This window comes from Micromonospora sp. SD19 (assembly GCF_054462275.1).
The window spans coordinates 48,235-64,948 of the sequence record NZ_JBTLMN010000014.1 but is presented as its reverse complement, the minus strand read 5'-3'; the positions used below and the strand labels follow the sequence as shown (position 1 = coordinate 64,948).

Here is a 16,714-nt window from a genome sequence, read left to right as displayed (position 1 = left end):
GCGGCGCGACCGGCACGCCGGGAGTCGACAGATCGGCGCGGAGTCGGAGACTCTTGGCCCCGGGCATGCGGTTGGGCGTGGGCCACCACATCGGGCGCTGGCAGGCGCTCTGCCGTCGTCAGCATATCGTGCCGCCGACCGTCGGCGTGGCGGTGCGGGCCCCGGCCGCCCTCACCCGCGCGCCCGATGTCAGCCCATGTCGGTGGCGTGTCAGGGCGGTGTCAGCCGGCCCGCGCAGACTCGGCGCATGACAGCTGACCTGGTGATCGAGGCCGAGGGCCTCGTGAAGACATTCGGGAAGACGAGGGCGCTTCAGGGCGTGGACCTCGCCGTACCCCGCGGGACGGTGCTCGGGGTGCTCGGCCCCAACGGCGCCGGCAAGACCACCGCCGTGCGCATCCTCTCCACCCTGCTCACCCCGGACGGCGGAACCGCCCGGATCAGCGGTTTCGACGTGGTCCGGGACGCCGAGCGCGTTCGGCAGAGCATCGGCCTCACCGGCCAGTACGCCTCGGTCGACGAGGACCTGACCGGCCGGCAGAACCTGGAGCTGTTCGGCACCCTGCTGGAGCTGGGCCGCTCGGGTGCCCGGCGACGGGCCGCCGAACTGCTCGACTGGTTCGACCTGACCGACGCCGCGAACCGGCCGGCGAAGACCTACTCCGGCGGCATGCGGCGGCGGCTGGACCTGGCCGCCAGCCTGGTCGGCTCCCCCGACGTGATCTTCCTGGACGAGCCGACGACCGGGCTCGACCCGGCCAAGCGCGAGGACATGTGGGACGTGGTCCGGTCGCTCGTCAACAATGGCTCGACGGTGCTGCTCACCACCCAGTACCTGGAGGAGGCCGACGCGCTCGCCGACGCGATCACGGTGATCGACCACGGCCGGGTCATCGCGCACGACACCCCGGAAGGGCTCAAGCGGGTGGTCGGCGGGCAGACCCTGGAGGTTCGCCCGTCCGACCCGGCGCACCTGCCCCGTACCGCGGAGATCCTGACCCGGGTCGGTTCCGGCGCGCAGGCCGACGAGATCCGCAAGGGCGTGCTCGCGGTGCCGGTCAGCGACGACGCGGCCCTGACCGAGAGCGTCGCGCGGTTCGCCACCGCCGGCATCGCCGTCACCGAACTCTCCCTGCACCTGCCGAGCCTTGACGAGGTGTTCTTCACCCTCACCGGGCGTACGGCGTCCGACGACGACACCACCCGCCCCACGGAGGTCGCGGCATGAGCACCCTCACCGACACAGCGCCCACGACACGCCGCGGGCTGTCGACGACCGCCCCGAACCCGCGGCCGTTGCGGCTGGTACGGCACTCGTTGGCGCTCGCGAAGCGCAGCCTCATCAAGACCTGGCGTACGCCCGAGGCGCTCATCGACGTCACAGTGCAGCCGGTGCTGTTCCTCGTCATCTTCGTGTACATCTTCGGCGGCGCGGTCGCCGGCTCGACCCACGACTACCTGCAGTTCCTGCTGCCCGGCATTTTGGCGCAGACGATCGCCACCGGCGCCATCGCGATCGGCGTCAACCTCAACACCGACATCGCCAAGGGCATCTTCGACCGGTTCCGGTCGTTGCCGATCCCCCGCTCCGCGCCACTTGTCGGCGCGGTCCTCGGCGACGTCGTCAGGTACGTCATCGTCACCGTGTCGACCCTCGCGATCGGCTACGTGATGGGTTTCCGGATCGACACCGACCCGTTCCGGGCGGTCGCCGGGTGTCTGCTCGCGGTGCTGTTCGCGCTCTGCCTGAGCTGGTTGCCGGTGCTGGTGTCGATGAAGGTGCGCACGCCGGGTGCCGTGCAGGGTCTGATGTTCGCGCTGATCATGCCGCTGAGCTTCGCGTCCAACGTGTTCGTCGACGCGGACACCCTGCCGGGCTGGATGCGGACGTTCGTGGACGTCAACCCGATGACCCACCTGGTGGCGTCGGTACGCGGGCTGTTCCTCGGCACCCCGCTCGGCTCACACGTGTGGTGGACGCTCGCCTGGTGCGCCGGCTTCGTGGCGCTGTTCATGCCGTTGGCGCTGCGGGCGTACCGCAAGAAGATCTGAGTCAGGCGAGCAGGTCGTCCATCAGTTCGCGGATCCGGTTGACGGCCGCGGCGGGCGGCCGCTCGCGCCACCCGGTCAGCAACGGCTCACGCTGCTCCTCGTCCCCGAGGATGGCGTTGAGCCGTTCGCTGATCCCGGTGGGGAAGAACATCTCGATGTGGGTGCCGATCCGCTTGGCGAGGACTGACAGTTCGCGGGCGGTGTCGGCGTCGCCCCGGTACGCCGCGAGTTCCGCGCCGCCCGACGCCCACGCCCCGATCACCGGCAGGTCCCGTGAGTTGAGCGCGTCGTCGCGGGTGAGCGACAGCATCGCGGTCGCCTGGACGGCCGGGTCGTCACCCGACGCCGGTCGCGCCTCGGCAACCCGCAGGCAGAGGACGGCCGCCGCGGCCCGGAGCATCGCCCGCGGCTGTGGCTGCGGCCCGGCCCAACCGGCGAGGATGCGGGTCATCTCGTCGACGTGGGTGAGCGCCTCGTCGTAGCGCCCGCGCTGCCAGGCGAGGTGCCCCAGGCCGAGCACCGCCTGCGCGGCGTCCATCTGGTCGGCCTGGCCCGGTGTGGCGGTCTCGCCCAGTCGCCGTTCCGCCTCCGCGTCGCCGGTGAGGGCGAGCTGCACGTCCAGTCGGAGCCGGATCGACCGCGCGTCCTGCGCGGCGCCGACCAGCTCCATGTGGTGCACGCTGCGCGTCAGCCACTCGGCCGACCGGGCGTCTCCGCCCGGGACCAGGAACTGCCCGACGGCACCTGCCGCCATCGCCATGCCCCAGTGGTCGCCGACCACCTCGAAGCGGTGGTACGCCTGCTCGGCGTCACTGATCGACGCTTCCGGCTGGCCGCCGTTCTCGCGTACCGCCGCGCGTGCGAACAACCCGAGCCCCTGCACGTACGGGTCCGGGTGGGCGACCAGCTCGGTCGCGTTCTTCAGGCTCTGCTCCAGGTCGGACGTGTCGAAGCCGGGCAGCGCCGCCGCGAGGGCGGTCAGCCGGGAAGACACCTCGGCGGGTCGTTCGGCCTGGACCAACCGCAGGGCCCGGCGGGCGAGCACGGCGGGCCGCAGGTCGGCGCTGATGCCGGCGTTCACGCTGATCACCACGCACGTCCAGGCCAGCCGGTCGGCGTTGGGCAGTGGCCGGCCGCTGGCCGCACCCCGCAGGATCGCCGACCGCAGCCGCCGCCGGGGGTCGTCGATGTGCAGCAGTCCGCGCGCCCAGCCCAGGACCTCAAGGTGCAGGCCGCGCACCGACCAGAGGTGGAACAGCGCGGTGGCGACGTCGACCGAGGCGGGCTCGTCGTCCTCCCGCATCGCCCAGCGCAGGCCCGCGACCAGGTTGTCCTGCTCGGCGGCGCACCGGTGCAGCGCCTCCACCTGGTCAGGTCCGATGAAGCGGCCGGCGAGCGCGACGGCCTGTTCCCGCGCCCAGCCGACCAGGCCGGCCATGGCCCGGCCCCGGTCGCCGGCCGCGTCCAGCCGGGCCTCGCCGTACTCACGGACCGTTTCGAGCATCCGGTAGCGGGGCGGACCGTCCCCCTCGACCAGGGTCAGCAGGGACTGCTCCACAAGGGTCGCCAGGCCGCGACGGACGTCCGGGACCTGCGCGACGGCGGCGGCGAGGTCCGCGGTGAACGGCGCGGGAATGACAGCTACCCGCTGGAGCAGGTCGCGGTCGTCCTCGGCGAGCAGTTCCCGGCTCCAGTCGACCAGCGCCCACAGGCTGGCGTGCCGCTCGGGTAGACCCCGCAGGGCGTCGTCGAGCAGCGCGAACCGGTTGGTCAGCCCGGCGAGCACGTCGTCGATCGGCATGTGCCGCAGTCGCGCGGCGGCCAGTTCGAGCGCCAGCGGCAGGTTGTCGAGCCGGTGGCACAGGACGAGCGCCCGTTCGGTGTCCCAGGTGGGCACGGCGCCGCCGGCCCGTGCCCGCGACTCGACGAGCGCGAGCGCGTCGGGGTCCGGCAGCGCGGTCAGCCGGTGCACCAACTCGCCGACCAGGCCCAGTGGGGCGCGGCTCGTCGCGAGCACCGCGACCTCCGGCGAGGCCGCGGCCACCAGGTCCGCGACGACGACGGCCACCGCGTCGAGCACGTGCTCGCAGTTGTCCAGCACCAGCAACCCGTCCAGGTCCGGCGCGACGGCACGCAGCCGCTCCCCGGGGTTGAGGACCCGACGTTCCAGACCCAGGTTGCCGCCGGTCGCCGTGGTGTCCGCGCCACCGAGCGCGGCGAGCACAGTGGGCAGCACCTCGTCCGGCGAGCGCAGGCCGGCGAGTTCGATCACGCGCACCGCCCGTCCGGCCGCCGCCGTACGCCTGGCCACCTCGGCGGCGAGCCGGGTCTTGCCCGCCCCGCCGGTCGCCACGATCGTCACGACGGGTGCCTCGGTGAGAGCGCCGGTGATGGTCTCGACGTCCCCCTCCCGCCCGACGAGGGCTGCCATCGGACGACGCCACGCGGCGGGCAGCGTGATCCGCGCCGGTTGCCGGGGTGGCGTGGCGACGGGCGGGGCGGTGAGTTCCCCGCGCAGCAACGCCAGGTGGGCGGCGGTGATCACCGGTGACGGGTCGGTGCCGTACCGGTCGGCCAGGTCGGCGCGCAGCCGCTCGACCAGCTCCAGCGCCTCCGCCTCCCGCCCCTGGGCGGCCAGCACCCGCACGAGCAGGGCGGCGGACGGCTCGTCCGGTGGCGTACGCGCGACGAGCCGGCCCAGGTCGGCCTCGTCGAACGGGCCCACGCCGGCGAGTGCCGCCTCGGCGCGCAGCGCGGCGACGTCGGCGAACAGGCGGGTGTCCTCGGCGCCGACCAACTCCGGCACCTCGGGGAACAGGGCACGGGCCTGATCGGCCAGGCCCCGGGCGGCCCGGACGTCACCGCACCGGAGCACGGTGCGCGCCTGGTCGGTGAGCGCGCGCGCCTCGACCGCGTCGACGGTGATCTCCTCGGCGGGCAACCGGTATCCGCCCGGCACCGCGACCACTGGCAAGCCGAGGCGGCGTACCCGGGACACGAGCGCCTGGACGGCGCCTGTCGCGTCGTCGGGTGGCGCGCCGTCCCAGACGGCGTCCACGAGCAGGGTGACGGAGACCGCCCGCCCGCGCGCGTCGACGAGCGCGCGGAGCACCGCCGCGAGCCGTTCACCCCGAACGGGCTGGCCGTCGACGGCCAGGGGGCCGAGGGTCGCGATCTGCACGGACCCAGCATCCCCCACGTGCGCACGGACCCGATGACCACCGGTGCGCCCGGCTGGTCACGCGCCCACGACCGGCTTGACAGGTGATCGTTTGGTTAGGTTAGCCTAACCTCATGCAGAACGAGTTGGCGTCGGCCAACGGAGCTTGCCGCCTGTCCGGCGTCGACCTCCGTCTGGGTTATCACGGTGTGCCGGTGGTGCACGGTGCCGTGATCGACCTCCGCGAGGGCGCCGTCACCGCACTCGTGGGGCCCAACGGCAGCGGCAAGTCCACCCTGCTGCGGGCCCTGGCCCGGCTGCACCCGATCGAGGCCGGCACTGTGCACCTCGCCGACGGCGTCACCGCCGCCGGTCTCGCCGCCCGGGAGTTCGCCCGGCGGGTCACCCTGCTCGCCCAGAGCCGGCCGGTGCCCAGCGGGGTCACCGTCCGCGACGTCGTCGGCTACGGCCGCCACCCCTACCGGGGGCGCTGGCGCACGGAGGACCCGGACGGTCCCGCCGCCATCGCACGTGCCATGGACGTCACCGGCGTCGCCACGATGGCCGATCGCCCGGTCGACGAACTGTCCGGAGGCGAGTTGCAGCGGGTGTGGTTGGCCACCTGCCTCGCCCAGGACACCCCGGTCCTGCTCCTCGACGAGCCCACCACGTTCCTCGACCTGCGGTACCAGGTGGAGATCCTCGACCTGGTCCGTGACCTCGCGGACGATCACGGCGTCGCCGTCGGCGTCGTGCTGCACGACCTCAACCAGGCGGCGGCCGTGGCGGACGAGGTGGTCCTGTTGCACCAGGGCCGGGTCCGCGCCACCGGCACCCCGGCCACCGTGTTCACCGAGGACGCCCTCACCGAGACCTACGGCATCCGCATCGAGGTGACCACCGATCCGGTCAGCGGACTGGTCACCACCCGCCCCGTCGGGCGGCACCAGATCCGCGCCCTGGTCTGAACACCCCTCATCCCCAGCAGAGAAAGACCGTCATGACCCGTACCCGTTTCACCGCCCTCATCGCCGTCGTGGCCGCGCTGACACTCGGCGCCTGCGGCACCACCGAGAACGCCGCCGCCCCCGAGGCCTCCGCCCCGGCGTCCGGTGGCCCGGTCACCGTCACCGACAGCCGGGGTAAGGAGATCACCCTCAAGGCGCCGGCGACCAAGGTCGTCGGCCTTGAGTGGGGCGAGGTCGAGCTGCTGGTCAGCCTGGGCGTCATGCCCGTCGGTGTCGCCGATCCCAAGGGCTACGGCACCTGGGTCACCTCCGCGAAGCTCGACCCGACCGTCAAGGACGTCGGCGTCCGCGGCGAGCCCAGCGTCGACTCGATCGTCGCCCTCCAGCCCGACCTCGTCGTGATGGAGGACGACCGGGGCGGCACCATCGTCAGTCAGCTGGAGAAGTTCGTGCCCGTCCTGGTCGCCAAGGGCAGTGACGCCACCGACAACCTCGGCCGGATGCGCACCGACCTCAACATGATCGCGAAGGCGGTCGGCAAGACCACCGAGGCGCAGAAGCTGCTCGCCGACTTCGACACGGCCATCGCCGACGGCAAGAAGAAGATCGCGGACGCGGGGGCCGCCGGCCGCCCGTTCGCCATCGCCGACGGCTGGAAGGAGGGCAGCACCGTCAGCATCCGGATGTTCGGCGAGGGCGCGCTGGTCTCCCAGATCGGCATCCAACTTGGCCTCACCAACGCCTGGACCGGCAAGACCGACGAGGTGTGGGGCCTGGGCCAGACCGACGTCGAGGGCATGACCGTCCTCAAGGACCCGAACACGCACCTGTTCTACAACGCCTCCGACGGCGAGGACGTGTTCGCCGACGGGCTCGCCGGCAACGCCATCTGGATGTCGCTGCCCTTCGTCAAGCAGGGCAACCTGCACAAGATGCCCAACGGCATCTGGACCTTCGGCGGTCCGCTCTCCGGTAAGCAGTACATCGACGAACTCGTCAAGACGTACGCGGTGTGAGCGTGCTGAACGCGCCCCCACGCCCGGAGCCGGCCACCCGGCCGGCTCCGGGCGGACGCCTCGCCGTGCCCCGCGTCGCCGGTGTCTTCGTCGCCGCCATCCTGCTGCTACTCGTGGTGACCGCGGTGCACCTCACCCAGGGCACCTCGAACGTCGGCGCACTCGACCTGCTGCGGCTCGCCACCGGCGCCGACGACGAGGCGGCCCGCGTCCTGGTCGCCTCCCGGTTGCCCCGGCTGCTCGCCGGGCTGGCCATCGGGGTGGCGCTCGGTTTCGCCGGGGCGGCGTTGCAGTCGATCGCCCGCAACCCGCTGGCCTCCCCGGACACCCTCGCTGTCAACGCGGGCGCCCACCTGGCGATCGTCGCGTTCGCCGCGTTCGGCGTCTCGCTGCCCGCGCTGCCCGCCGGCGGCCTCGCCTTCTGCGGCGGGCTGGCCGCCGCCGGCCTGGTGATGGCGATGTCCTCCGGTGGGCAGGCCGGCACCACCCGACTGATCCTCGCCGGCTCGGCGACCGCGCTGGCGCTCGGGTCGGTGACGACACTGCTGCTGCTCCTGTTCGAGCAGGCCACCATCGGGCTGTTCGCCTGGGGGAACGGCTCGCTGGTGCAGAGCGACCTGACCTCGCTGACCCAACTCGCCCCGGTGATCGTCGGCGCCGTCGTCGTGCTCGTACTGCTCGGGCACCGCCTCGACATTCTCGCCCTCGGCGACGACACCGCCACAGTGCTCGGCCTCGACGTGCGGCGCACCCGAGTCACCGTGCTGGTCCTCGCTGTGCTGCTGTCCGCCGCGGCCGTCACCCTCACCGGCCCGGTCGGCTTCGTCGGCCTGTGCGCCCCGGTGATCGTCCGGCTGCTCGCGCCAGTGGTGCCGGGGGTGCACCGGCACCGCGTCCTGCTGCCGCTGTCCGGCATCGCCGGGGTCATCATCGTGCTCGGCTCCGACGTGCTGCTGCGGGCCGTGCTGGGCGGGCAGGCCGGTGTCGACATCCCCACCGGCGTGGTCACCACAATGCTCGGCGCGGCGATCCTCATCTGGCTGGCCCGCCGGCACCGCGACGCGGGTCCCACCCGTCGTCCGCCCGGTGGGCACGCGGCGGTCCGCTCCGCCGCCTTCCACTGCGGCGTCGTCGCCGTCGCCGCCGTCCTGACCGTCGCCGCCGTCACCGTCGGCATGCTCGCCGGGGACACCTGGGTGCTGCTCGGCGACGTGCTCAACTGGGTCAACGGCAGCACCGGGCCGGCGTACACCTTCGTGCTGGACCAGCGGTGGCCGCGCGTCGCCGCGGCGGTCCTGGCCGGCGCGGCGCTCGCGGTCGCCGGCACCACGGTGCAGGCGGTCTGCCGCAACCCGCTGGCCGAGCCGGGCATCCTCGGCATCACCGCCGGGGCCGGGCTCGGGGCGGTCGGGCTGCTCACCTTCGTGCCGTTGGCCGGTGTGTGGGCCGTCTCCGGCGTCGCCGGGCTCGGCGCGATGGTGGCGTTCGCGCTGGTCTACGGCCTGGCCTGGCGCGGCGGGCTGAGCTCCGACCGGCTGGTGCTGATCGGCTTCGGCGCCTGGCAGGGCGGCCTGGCGGTCATCACGTACCTGGTCGTCGCCTTCGACCCGTGGAACACCGGGAAGGCGTTGACCTGGCTGTCCGGCTCCACCTACGGCCGGATGCCCGCCCAGGTGCTGCCGGTGCTGATAGCCCTGCTGGTGTTCACCCCGGCCGTGGTCGCCGCCCGCCGGGAACTCGACCTGATGGCACTGGACGACGACACCCCCCGGGTGCTGGGTGTCCGCCTGGAACGCACCCGGTTGATCGCGCTCGGCGCGGCGGCACTGCTCACCTCCACCGCCGTCTCGGCCGTCGGGGTCATCGGCTTCGTCGGCCTGGTCGCCCCGCACGCCGCACGGGCACTCGTCGGCGGCCGACACTCCCGGGTGCTCCCGGTGGCCGCCCTGCTCGGCGCGGCGCTGGTCAGCATCGCCGACACCCTCGGCCGGACGGTCATCGCTCCGGCCCAGATCCCCGCCGGCCTGGTCACCGCCATGATCGGCACCCCGTACTTCATCTGGCTGCTGTGGCGCTCCCGCGCCGTGGCGAGCACCACCCGGTAGCACGCCCACCCGAGTCGAGAGAGGCACCATGACCGAGACCCTGCCCATCGCCCCGTGGCGCGTGTTCACCGTCACCGTCCGCGCGGTACGCCGACTCAGCCCGTCCTTCACCCGGGTGACCTTCACCGGGGCGGACCTGGACCGTTTCGCCGACAACGGCTACGACCAGCGGATCAAGTTGGCGCTGCCGCTGGCCGGTCAGCGCGCGGCGACCCTGCCCCACGGAGCGGACTGGTACGCGCAGTGGCGGGCCCTGCCGGAGCACCTGCGCAATCCGATCCGTACCTACACGGTGCGGGCGGTCCGACCACACCTGGCCGAGGTCGACGTCGACCTGGTGCTGCACGGCGACGGTGGCCCGGCGACGCGCTGGGCCCGGCGGGCCACCGTCGGCGACGAGATCGCACTCGTCGGGCCGGACGCCGGCTACGACGGCAACCACGGCGGGGTCGAGTTCCGACAGTCGGCCGGCAGCACCCTGCTGTTGGCCGGGGACGAGACCGCCGTGCCGGCGATCAGCGGCATCTGTGCCCGGCTCCCGGTGGACGCCCGCGGCACTGTTGTGCTGGAGGTGCCGGAAGCGGCCGACGTGTTGCCGCTGGTCGCGCCGCCCGGCGTCGAGGTCCGCTGGCTACCTCGGGGCACCGGCGGGTACGGCAGCCGGCTGGTGCCCGCCGTCACCGCCGCGGCCGGGGAGCTGCTGGCCAGCGAGGCGTCGAGGGCCGCCCAGCCCGTGCCGGACGTGGACGTGGACACGGAGATCCTGTGGGAGGTGCCGGAGGAGGTGCCCCCGGTGCCGCTGTACGCGTGGCTGGCCGGGGAGGCCGGCGTCATCCGTACCCTGCGCCGGCACCTGGTCGCCGAGCGGGGGCTGGACCGGCGGGCGGTGGCCTTCATGGGCTACTGGCGTCTCGGCCAGGCCGACGTCAGCTGACCGCGCCGCGCACCGGCCGGGCAGGCGCGAGGTGCGTCGGAGGCCGTGAGGCGCGTACCGTTTCGGGTCGGACTTGGGGCGGGCCGGCTGGAGCCGGCACGGGATACGGGACGAGACAACGACGCATGACGGTGGACAACATTACCGAAAACGGTCAGCACGGTATTGACCGGAGCCGGCTGGAGGCCTGCCTCAGCGTCTTCGATGAGTTGGAGGCACTTCCCTCCGACCATCCCGACGTGGTGCGGGTGCAGCGGGCCACCGCCCGGCTCTACAAGGTGATCAAGCAGCGGCGGCGGGAGGAGCGGCGCGACGCCATCCTCGCCGCCGACCGGGCGGTGACGGAGGCCACCGCCACCGGCGCTCCCGGGCGGATCGACGACGAGACGCAGGGCATTCCGTTGGCGTCCTCGGTGGCGGGCGAGACGGCGGGCTTCCTGCACAACCCGCGCGGGTGCTACGTCTGCAAACAGCGCTACCGCCAGGTGGACGCGTTCTACCACCAGCTCTGCCCGTCCTGCGCCGCGCTCAACCGGGAGCGCCGCGACGCCCGTACCGACCTGACCGGCCGGCGCGCGCTGCTCACCGGCGGACGCGCCAAGATCGGCATGTACATCGCGCTGCGGCTGCTGCGCGACGGCGCGCACACGACGGTGACGACCCGGTTCCCGCACGACGCGGTCCGCCGCTTCACCGCGATGCCGGACAGCGGGGACTGGCTGCACCGGCTGCGCATCGTCGGGATCGACCTGCGTGACCCCGCCCAGGTGATCGCCCTCGCCGACGACGTCAGCAGCCAGGGCCCTCTCGACATCCTGATCAACAACGCGGCGCAGACCGTCCGCCGGTCCCCCGGGGCGTACGCGCAGCTGATCGCCGCGGAGGCGGCGGCCCTGCCGGACGGTCCGCTGCCGGAGCTGATCACGTTCGCCAAGCCGGACGGCCCGGGCGGCCCGGTGGGCAGCCTGACCGCCGGGCCCCAGTCGACAGCGCTCACCCCGCACGCGTTGACCGCGCTGGCACTGACCAGCGGCTCGGCCTCACCGGACCGGATCGCGGCGTCCACCGCCATCGACGCCGGCGGGCTGGTGCCCGACCTCGACTCGGTCAACAGCTGGGTCCAGCGCGTGCAGGAGGTCGATCCGGTCGAGCTGCTCGAGGTGCAGCTGTGCAACGTCACCGCGCCGTTCGTGCTGGTCAGCCGGCTGCGCCCGGCGATGGCCGCCGCGTCGGCCCGGCGCAAGTACGTGGTGAACGTGTCGGCCATGGAGGGCCAGTTCGGCCGCGGTTACAAGGGGCCGGGGCATCCGCACACCAACATGGCCAAGGCGGCGTTGAACATGCTGACCCGCACCAGCGCCGAGGAGATGTTGACCGACGGCATCCTGATGACCAGCGTCGACACCGGCTGGATCACCGACGAACGCCCGCACCCGACGAAGATGCGGCTGGCCGACGAGGGCTTCCACGCCCCGCTGGACCTGGTCGACGGCGCGGCCCGGGTGTACGACCCGATCGTCCGCGGCGAGCAGGGCGAGGACCTGTACGGCTGTTTCCTGAAGGACTACGCGCCCTGCGCCTGGTGATCGACCGATGATCGCCTCTGCACCATGAGGAGAAGAGACATGTCAGCTGACAGTGAATCGTGGCCGACGCTTGACGAGCTGCTGCGCGAGGAGAGCGAGCTGGAGCTCGCGGGCCTGTCCGAGACCGACGCGTACGAGCTGGGGATGCTCGCCGTCACCGCCGCCACCGAGCAGCGGCTGCCGGTCTCGGTGGGCGTGTGGCGGGCCGGACGGCAGCTGTTCCACTGTGGTCTGCCGGGGTCGACGGCGGACAACGACGCGTGGCTGCGCCGCAAGGGCCGGGTGGTGATGCGGTTCGAGCACTCGTCGCTCTACATGGCCCGACTGTGCCAGGACAAGCAGGTGACGCTGGCCGAGCGGTTCGGCCTGCCGGCCTCGCGGTACGCGGCGGCCGGGGGCGCGCTGCCCCTGCGGGTGCGCGGCACCGGCGTCGTGGGCTGGGTCGGTGTCTCCGGGCTGCCGCAGCTGGACGACCACCGCTTCGTGGTCGACATCCTCCGCAAGCTCCCCCGCTAGGGCCGTCCCGGCGGCCTCGCGACGAGGCCGCCGGGCACCATCCAGCGGCCTCGCGACGAGGTCGCTGGGCACCGCTCAGTGGGCGCGACGGTTGGCCCGCAGTGCGCCCAGCAGCACGCTCGGCCGGGCCAGTGAGCTGGGGTGCTCGCGCATGGAGACGACGTCGTTGAACCGTCGCGCGGTCGGCACGTCGGTGACTGTCGCGGCGATGACCTGCCGGCTGGCCCAGCTGGAGAGCCGGTGGCCGCGCGGGTAGGGCCCGTCGACGTGGGGCAACGCCAGGTCCGCCGAGGTCGACAGTGACCAGGCGGCGTCGACCACGACCTTCTGGAGCGCGAGGTAGTGGCGCGCGGGCGCCCGCAGGTCCGGGTGGGACCGGAGGTACGTCGACAGGCACGCCGCGTGCAGGGCCGCCGCCGTCATGCCCTGCCCGTACACCGGGTTGAACGACGCGACCGCGTCGCCGACGCTGACCAGGCCGGCCGGGAACCGCTTGAGCGCGTGGAAGTCCCGTCGCCGGCTGTCGGCGTGGTGGTAGGTCTGGACGTCGCCGATCATCTCCTGGTCGGCGACCTCGCCGAACTCCGGTGGGAACTGCTCCCGCAGGCGGCGGACGAAGTCCTCCGCGGTGCGGCCCGGACGGTCGTCGCCGTAACCGGCCATCATGGCCATCCACCGGCCGTCCTCGATGGCGAAGAACGCCGCCCCGGCCACGTCCAGCCCCGTTCCCGGTGTGTTCAGGGCCAGCACGACGGTGGAGGCCGGGGTGGGCTCCGGACGACGGAACAGGGCGGTCGCGTAGTTGAGGTGCACTGTCATCCGCCGGGTGACCGGTCGCTCCCAGTCGGCCCGCTCCAGCCAGTCGGACAGTTTGCTGGACCGCCCCATGGCGTCCACCACGAGGTCGCCGCGCTCGACACCGGGCACCCTGGCGACCTCGCACCGGACCCCGGTGACCGCGTCGTCGTCGAACGTGAGGCCGGTCGCACGGGCGGTGATCGTCTTGACGTTGGGCAGTCGGAGCACCTGCTTTCGGATCAGGCCCTCCAGCAGCGGCCGACTGCCCGCCAGGCTGTCGGCGTCGTCGGGGACGACGACCTTCAGCCGCCCGTCGAGGTAGTTGCGTCGGGCCGTGGGCGGCGCCTCGATCGCGCCGCGTGCCAGTGCCTCGTCGCGGAAACCGGGAAACAGCCGCTCCAGCTGGAAGAGGCCGCCGGGCAGCAGCGCGTGCAGCTGCGTCCCCTGGGGTACGCCGGGACGCGCGCCGGTCACCTGCGGGTCGTCCCGGTCGATGATGACGACGGTGTCGGCGTGGTCGGACAGCACCCGGGCGGCGAGCAGACCGGCGACGCTGCCGCCGACCACGACGGCCCTTCCCATCGTCGGTGCCGGCTGGTCAGGGGGTCGAGCCGCGTTCAGCTCAGCGAAGACCCGGGATGGGGAGAGGGACATCGTGCTCTCCAAGGGGGTAACGAGGTGTGTGCCCTCCCCGGTCACTGCCCGCGTCCGTGCGCGGGGCAGGCCGGTGGACGGTCGTTCGACGTGATGCCCGCCGATCGTCGCACAACCAAACGAACGGCAACGACCTGTGTCTGCCAGCTGACGCCGTGTCGACCGACGCGTCCAGGGGCTCGGTGCACGGACGGGGCGTCCGACCCGGGTCGGGAGACCGTGCGGTGTGGACCATCGCGCCACACCCTGACACGATACTTGCGCTAGCAGTGCAAATACTTCGTCCGTCAGGTGGAGGATCGATGCACACATCTCGCCGGAGACTGCTCTCCGTGCTGGTCGGGGTCGGAGTGGCCCTCGCCGCCAGCCTGTCCGCCGTCGCCGTCCCCCGCGCCGCCGAAGCCGCCGCCGCACCGACGTACCGTCCGGTGATCTTCATCCACGGCAGCGCGGGGTCGGCGGCCCAGTTCGAGTCCCAGGCCAAACGGCTGGCCAGCAACGGCTACCCGATCGACATCATCGAAGCTCACGAGTACGACTCCCCGAACGTCGCGGCGGTCCTGCCCCAGCTGTACGCGGGACTCGACGCGCGGATCTCCCGCCTGCTGGCGACCAGCGGCGCGGACCGGGTCGACCTGATCGCGCACTCGCTGGGCACCTTCGTCACCCAGGGCTTCCTCACCAGCTCGCCGGAGCGCGCCGCCCGGGTCGCGCACTACGTCAACCTGGACGGGCGCACCGCGGCCGCCCCGCCGGGTGGTGTGCCCACCCTGGCGATCTGGGGCGAGGGCGACCCGGCCCGCGCCATCGTCGGCGCGACCAACGTGCACCTGCCGGACCAGTCGCACACCCAGACCGTGTCGTCGGCGGAGTCGTTCACCGAGGTCTTCCGGTTCCTGCGGGGCCGCGCGCCGCACACGACGCGGATCGTGCCCCAGCTCTTCGGCACCGCCCTGGTCTCCGGACGCGCCGTGCTCTTCCCGAGCAACGTCGGCGTCACCGGTGCCACGCTTGAGGTCTACCCGGTCAGCCCGCTGACCGGCGGCCGGCTGTCACACCGGCCCGCGCATCGGCTGTCGCTCGGTGGCGACGGCTCGTTCGGCCCGCTCCCGGTGCTCGCCACGGCCCGCTACGAGTTCGCCATCGTGCGCCCCGGCGCGGCGACACACCACTTCTACTTCCAGCCGTTCCTGCGCTCGGACTCGTTCGTCCGCCTCGCGACCAGCGTGCCGGGCGAGGGCCTCAGCGCCCTGGTCGACACCAGCGACCGGCACACGGCGCTCACCATCCAACGGCAGAAGGAGTGGTGGGGCGACCAGGGCGACGCCGGTGACCGGCTCTGGATCAACGGCACTGATGTCCTGAACGCGGCGAACACCCCGCGCGCCAAGCGGACGATCGGCATCTTCGCCTTCGACGACGGCAGCGATGGCGTGACGGACCTGACGGCCCCGCTGCCGGAGTTCTTCAGCCAGACCTTCATCACCGGCATGGACGTCTTCATCCCGGCGACGCCGGCACACCTCGGCCTGGTGCGGATCACCGTGGGTCAACGCGGTGGTGGCCATGAGGTGATCAACGTGCCGAACTGGAAGTCGAGCACCGACCGGGTGACGGTCACGGTGGACGACTTCTGACGGCGTCCCCCGGGGCGGCCCGGCCACCTCGAACCGCGAGGATGGCCGGGACCCGCCCGGGGGGTTGTCAGACGGTGGCCGGGACGCGCACCCGCTGTCGTCGTCCGACGGCGAAGCTGACCAGCCCCAGGACCAACCCGACGACCGCCAGGACGACGCCCACCCGGGCCGGCGCGAGGTAACCGAGGCCGGCGGCGATGGCAACGCTGCCCAGGGCGGCGCCGAGGCTGTTCGCGATGTTCATTGCCGACTGGTTGAGCGCCGCGCCCATCAGCTGCGCTCCCGGTGCGACGGTGATCAGGCGCGCCTGGAGGACCGGACCGAGATAGAGGCTGGTCGCGCCGACCAGGAACGCGCCCACGAACAGACCGACGCGGGTCGACGCCACGAGGCTGAACACGGCGATGCTCACGATCATCGCCACGAAGCCGATGACCATGCTGCGCCGCAGGTCGCGGTCCGCCAACCAACCGCCCAGGGCATTGCCGACAGTCATCCCGAGACCCACCGCCACCAGGGCCCACGGCACCGTCGCGGCGGAGAGACCGGTGACGTCGGTGGTGACCGGCGCGATGTAGGTGTTCACCGCGAAGAAGCCGGCGAAACCGACAGCGCCGGTCGCGGCGACCAGCCAGACCTGCGAGGTCCGCAGCGCCCGCAGCTCGGCCGCCGGCGAGCCGTCGACCGCCGCGGCGACCTCCGGCACGACCGCCAGCACCGCCAGCAGGGTGAGCAGGAAGAAGCCGGCGATGACCAGGTACGCCACCCGCCAGCCGGCCGCCTGCCCGAGCCGCGTGATGAGGGGTACGCCGACCAGGTTGCTCACGGTCAGACCACCGAGCACCGTGGCGAACCCACGCGCCTCGTTGCCGGGGCCCATCAGGGTCGCCGCGAGCAGACCGGCCGCACCGAAGTACGCGCCGTGCGGCAGCGCCGCCGCGAACCGTGCCACCAGCACCAGGTCGAAGGTGGGGGCGAGCGCGGAGGCGACGGTGCCGACGGCGAACAGCACGAGCAGCCCGAGGACGAGCTTCTTGCGGGGCAGGCGCGCGCTCAACGCGGCGATCAGCGGCGCGCCGACGACCACACCGAGCGCGTACGCGGTGATCATCCATCCGGCGCGGGCGACCGCGTCCGACGACGACTGCGCGTACTCGTGCGGAAGCAGACCGCGGGCGATGTCGGGCAGCAGCCCCATCGCCACGAACTCGGTCAGGCCGACCGCGACGCCACCCAGTGCCAGCGCGGCCAGTGCCGCCAACCGCCGACCTCTGCTCAACTCGATCAC

12 protein-coding genes are annotated in these 16,714 nt (G+C 72.9%); 9 read left to right on the top strand and 3 right to left on the bottom strand.

Features of this window, described 5'->3' with window-relative positions; genetic code table 11:
• The first annotated feature begins 247 nt into the window (after positions 1-247).
• The gene (locus ACX27O_RS30870; protein ID WP_030337638.1) at positions 248-1,228 is read left to right on the top strand and encodes a daunorubicin resistance protein DrrA family ABC transporter ATP-binding protein; all 981 of its coding nucleotides are present in this window, start codon (positions 248-250) and stop codon (positions 1,226-1,228) included.
• Positions 1,225-2,052, top strand: coding sequence for an ABC transporter permease (locus tag ACX27O_RS30865; RefSeq protein WP_030337639.1), 828 nt, complete (start codon positions 1,225-1,227; stop codon positions 2,050-2,052). The genes ACX27O_RS30870 and ACX27O_RS30865 overlap by 4 nt, the downstream gene beginning before the upstream one ends.
• A 1-nt stretch (position 2,053) precedes the next feature.
• Here the strand turns inward: ACX27O_RS30865 and ACX27O_RS30860 are convergent, their stop codons facing one another.
• Positions 2,054-5,233 (bottom strand): BTAD domain-containing putative transcriptional regulator, encoded by a 3,180-nt coding sequence (locus ACX27O_RS30860; RefSeq protein ID WP_458940503.1) that lies wholly within the window; start codon positions 5,231-5,233, stop codon positions 2,054-2,056.
• Positions 5,234-5,346: 113 nt separating this feature from the next.
• On the opposite strand from ACX27O_RS30860, the gene ACX27O_RS30855 reads away from it, so the two are divergent.
• From ACX27O_RS30855 to ACX27O_RS30830, 6 genes are all read left to right on the top strand, one after another.
• Positions 5,347-6,180, top strand: a complete 834-nt coding sequence (locus ACX27O_RS30855) for an ABC transporter ATP-binding protein (protein WP_030337641.1) — start codon at positions 5,347-5,349, stop codon at positions 6,178-6,180.
• A 32-nt stretch (positions 6,181-6,212) separates the two neighbouring features.
• Entirely contained in the window at positions 6,213-7,196 is a 984-nt protein-coding gene (locus tag ACX27O_RS30850) for an ABC transporter substrate-binding protein (protein WP_458940502.1), read from the top strand.
• Positions 7,197-7,201: 5 nt separating this feature from the next.
• Complete coding sequence (locus ACX27O_RS30845) at positions 7,202-9,301, top strand: iron ABC transporter permease (protein ID WP_458940527.1); 2,100 nt, start codon at positions 7,202-7,204, stop codon at positions 9,299-9,301.
• A 28-nt stretch (positions 9,302-9,329) separates the two neighbouring features.
• Positions 9,330-10,235, top strand: a complete 906-nt coding sequence (locus ACX27O_RS30840) for a siderophore-interacting protein (protein WP_030337644.1) — start codon at positions 9,330-9,332, stop codon at positions 10,233-10,235.
• Positions 10,236-10,360: 125 nt separating this feature from the next.
• The gene (locus ACX27O_RS30835) at positions 10,361-11,821 is read left to right on the top strand and encodes an SDR family oxidoreductase (RefSeq protein ID WP_030337645.1); all 1,461 of its coding nucleotides are present in this window, start codon (positions 10,361-10,363) and stop codon (positions 11,819-11,821) included.
• Positions 11,822-11,860: 39 nt separating this feature from the next.
• A complete protein-coding gene (locus ACX27O_RS30830; protein ID WP_458940501.1) occupies positions 11,861-12,337 on the top strand; it encodes a heme-degrading domain-containing protein in 477 nt (158 codons plus the stop codon).
• Positions 12,338-12,412: 75 nt separating this feature from the next.
• Here the strand turns inward: ACX27O_RS30830 and ACX27O_RS30825 are convergent, their stop codons facing one another.
• A complete protein-coding gene (locus tag ACX27O_RS30825) occupies positions 12,413-13,789 on the bottom strand; it encodes an FAD-dependent oxidoreductase (RefSeq protein ID WP_210866862.1) in 1,377 nt (458 codons plus the stop codon).
• A 302-nt stretch (positions 13,790-14,091) separates the two neighbouring features.
• On the opposite strand from ACX27O_RS30825, the gene ACX27O_RS30820 reads away from it, so the two are divergent.
• Positions 14,092-15,426 (top strand): alpha/beta hydrolase, encoded by a 1,335-nt coding sequence (locus ACX27O_RS30820; protein WP_458940500.1) that lies wholly within the window; start codon positions 14,092-14,094, stop codon positions 15,424-15,426.
• A 67-nt stretch (positions 15,427-15,493) separates the two neighbouring features.
• On the opposite strand, the gene ACX27O_RS30815 is transcribed toward ACX27O_RS30820, so the two are convergent.
• Entirely contained in the window at positions 15,494-16,714 is a 1,221-nt protein-coding gene (locus ACX27O_RS30815) for an MFS transporter (RefSeq protein ID WP_036412593.1), read from the bottom strand.

Excerpts from the sequence above, each read along its gene's own strand:
- ACX27O_RS30835 (WP_030337645.1), top strand. The coding sequence starts at position 10,361 with ATGACGGTGGACAACATTACCGAAAACGGTCAGCACGGTATTGACCGG.
- ACX27O_RS30870 (WP_030337638.1), top strand. The coding sequence starts at position 248 with ATGACAGCTGACCTGGTGATCGAGGCCGAGGGCCTCGTGAAGACATTC.
- ACX27O_RS30865 (WP_030337639.1), top strand. The coding sequence starts at position 1,225 with ATGAGCACCCTCACCGACACAGCGCCCACGACACGCCGCGGGCTGTCG.
- ACX27O_RS30820 (WP_458940500.1), top strand. The coding sequence starts at position 14,092 with ATGCACACATCTCGCCGGAGACTGCTCTCCGTGCTGGTCGGGGTCGGA.
- ACX27O_RS30825 (WP_210866862.1), bottom strand. The coding sequence starts at position 13,789 with ATGTCCCTCTCCCCATCCCGGGTCTTCGCTGAGCTGAACGCGGCTCGA.
- ACX27O_RS30840 (WP_030337644.1), top strand. The coding sequence starts at position 9,330 with ATGACCGAGACCCTGCCCATCGCCCCGTGGCGCGTGTTCACCGTCACC.
- ACX27O_RS30850 (WP_458940502.1), top strand. The coding sequence starts at position 6,213 with ATGACCCGTACCCGTTTCACCGCCCTCATCGCCGTCGTGGCCGCGCTG.
- ACX27O_RS30830 (WP_458940501.1), top strand. The coding sequence starts at position 11,861 with ATGTCAGCTGACAGTGAATCGTGGCCGACGCTTGACGAGCTGCTGCGC.
- ACX27O_RS30855 (WP_030337641.1), top strand. The coding sequence starts at position 5,347 with ATGCAGAACGAGTTGGCGTCGGCCAACGGAGCTTGCCGCCTGTCCGGC.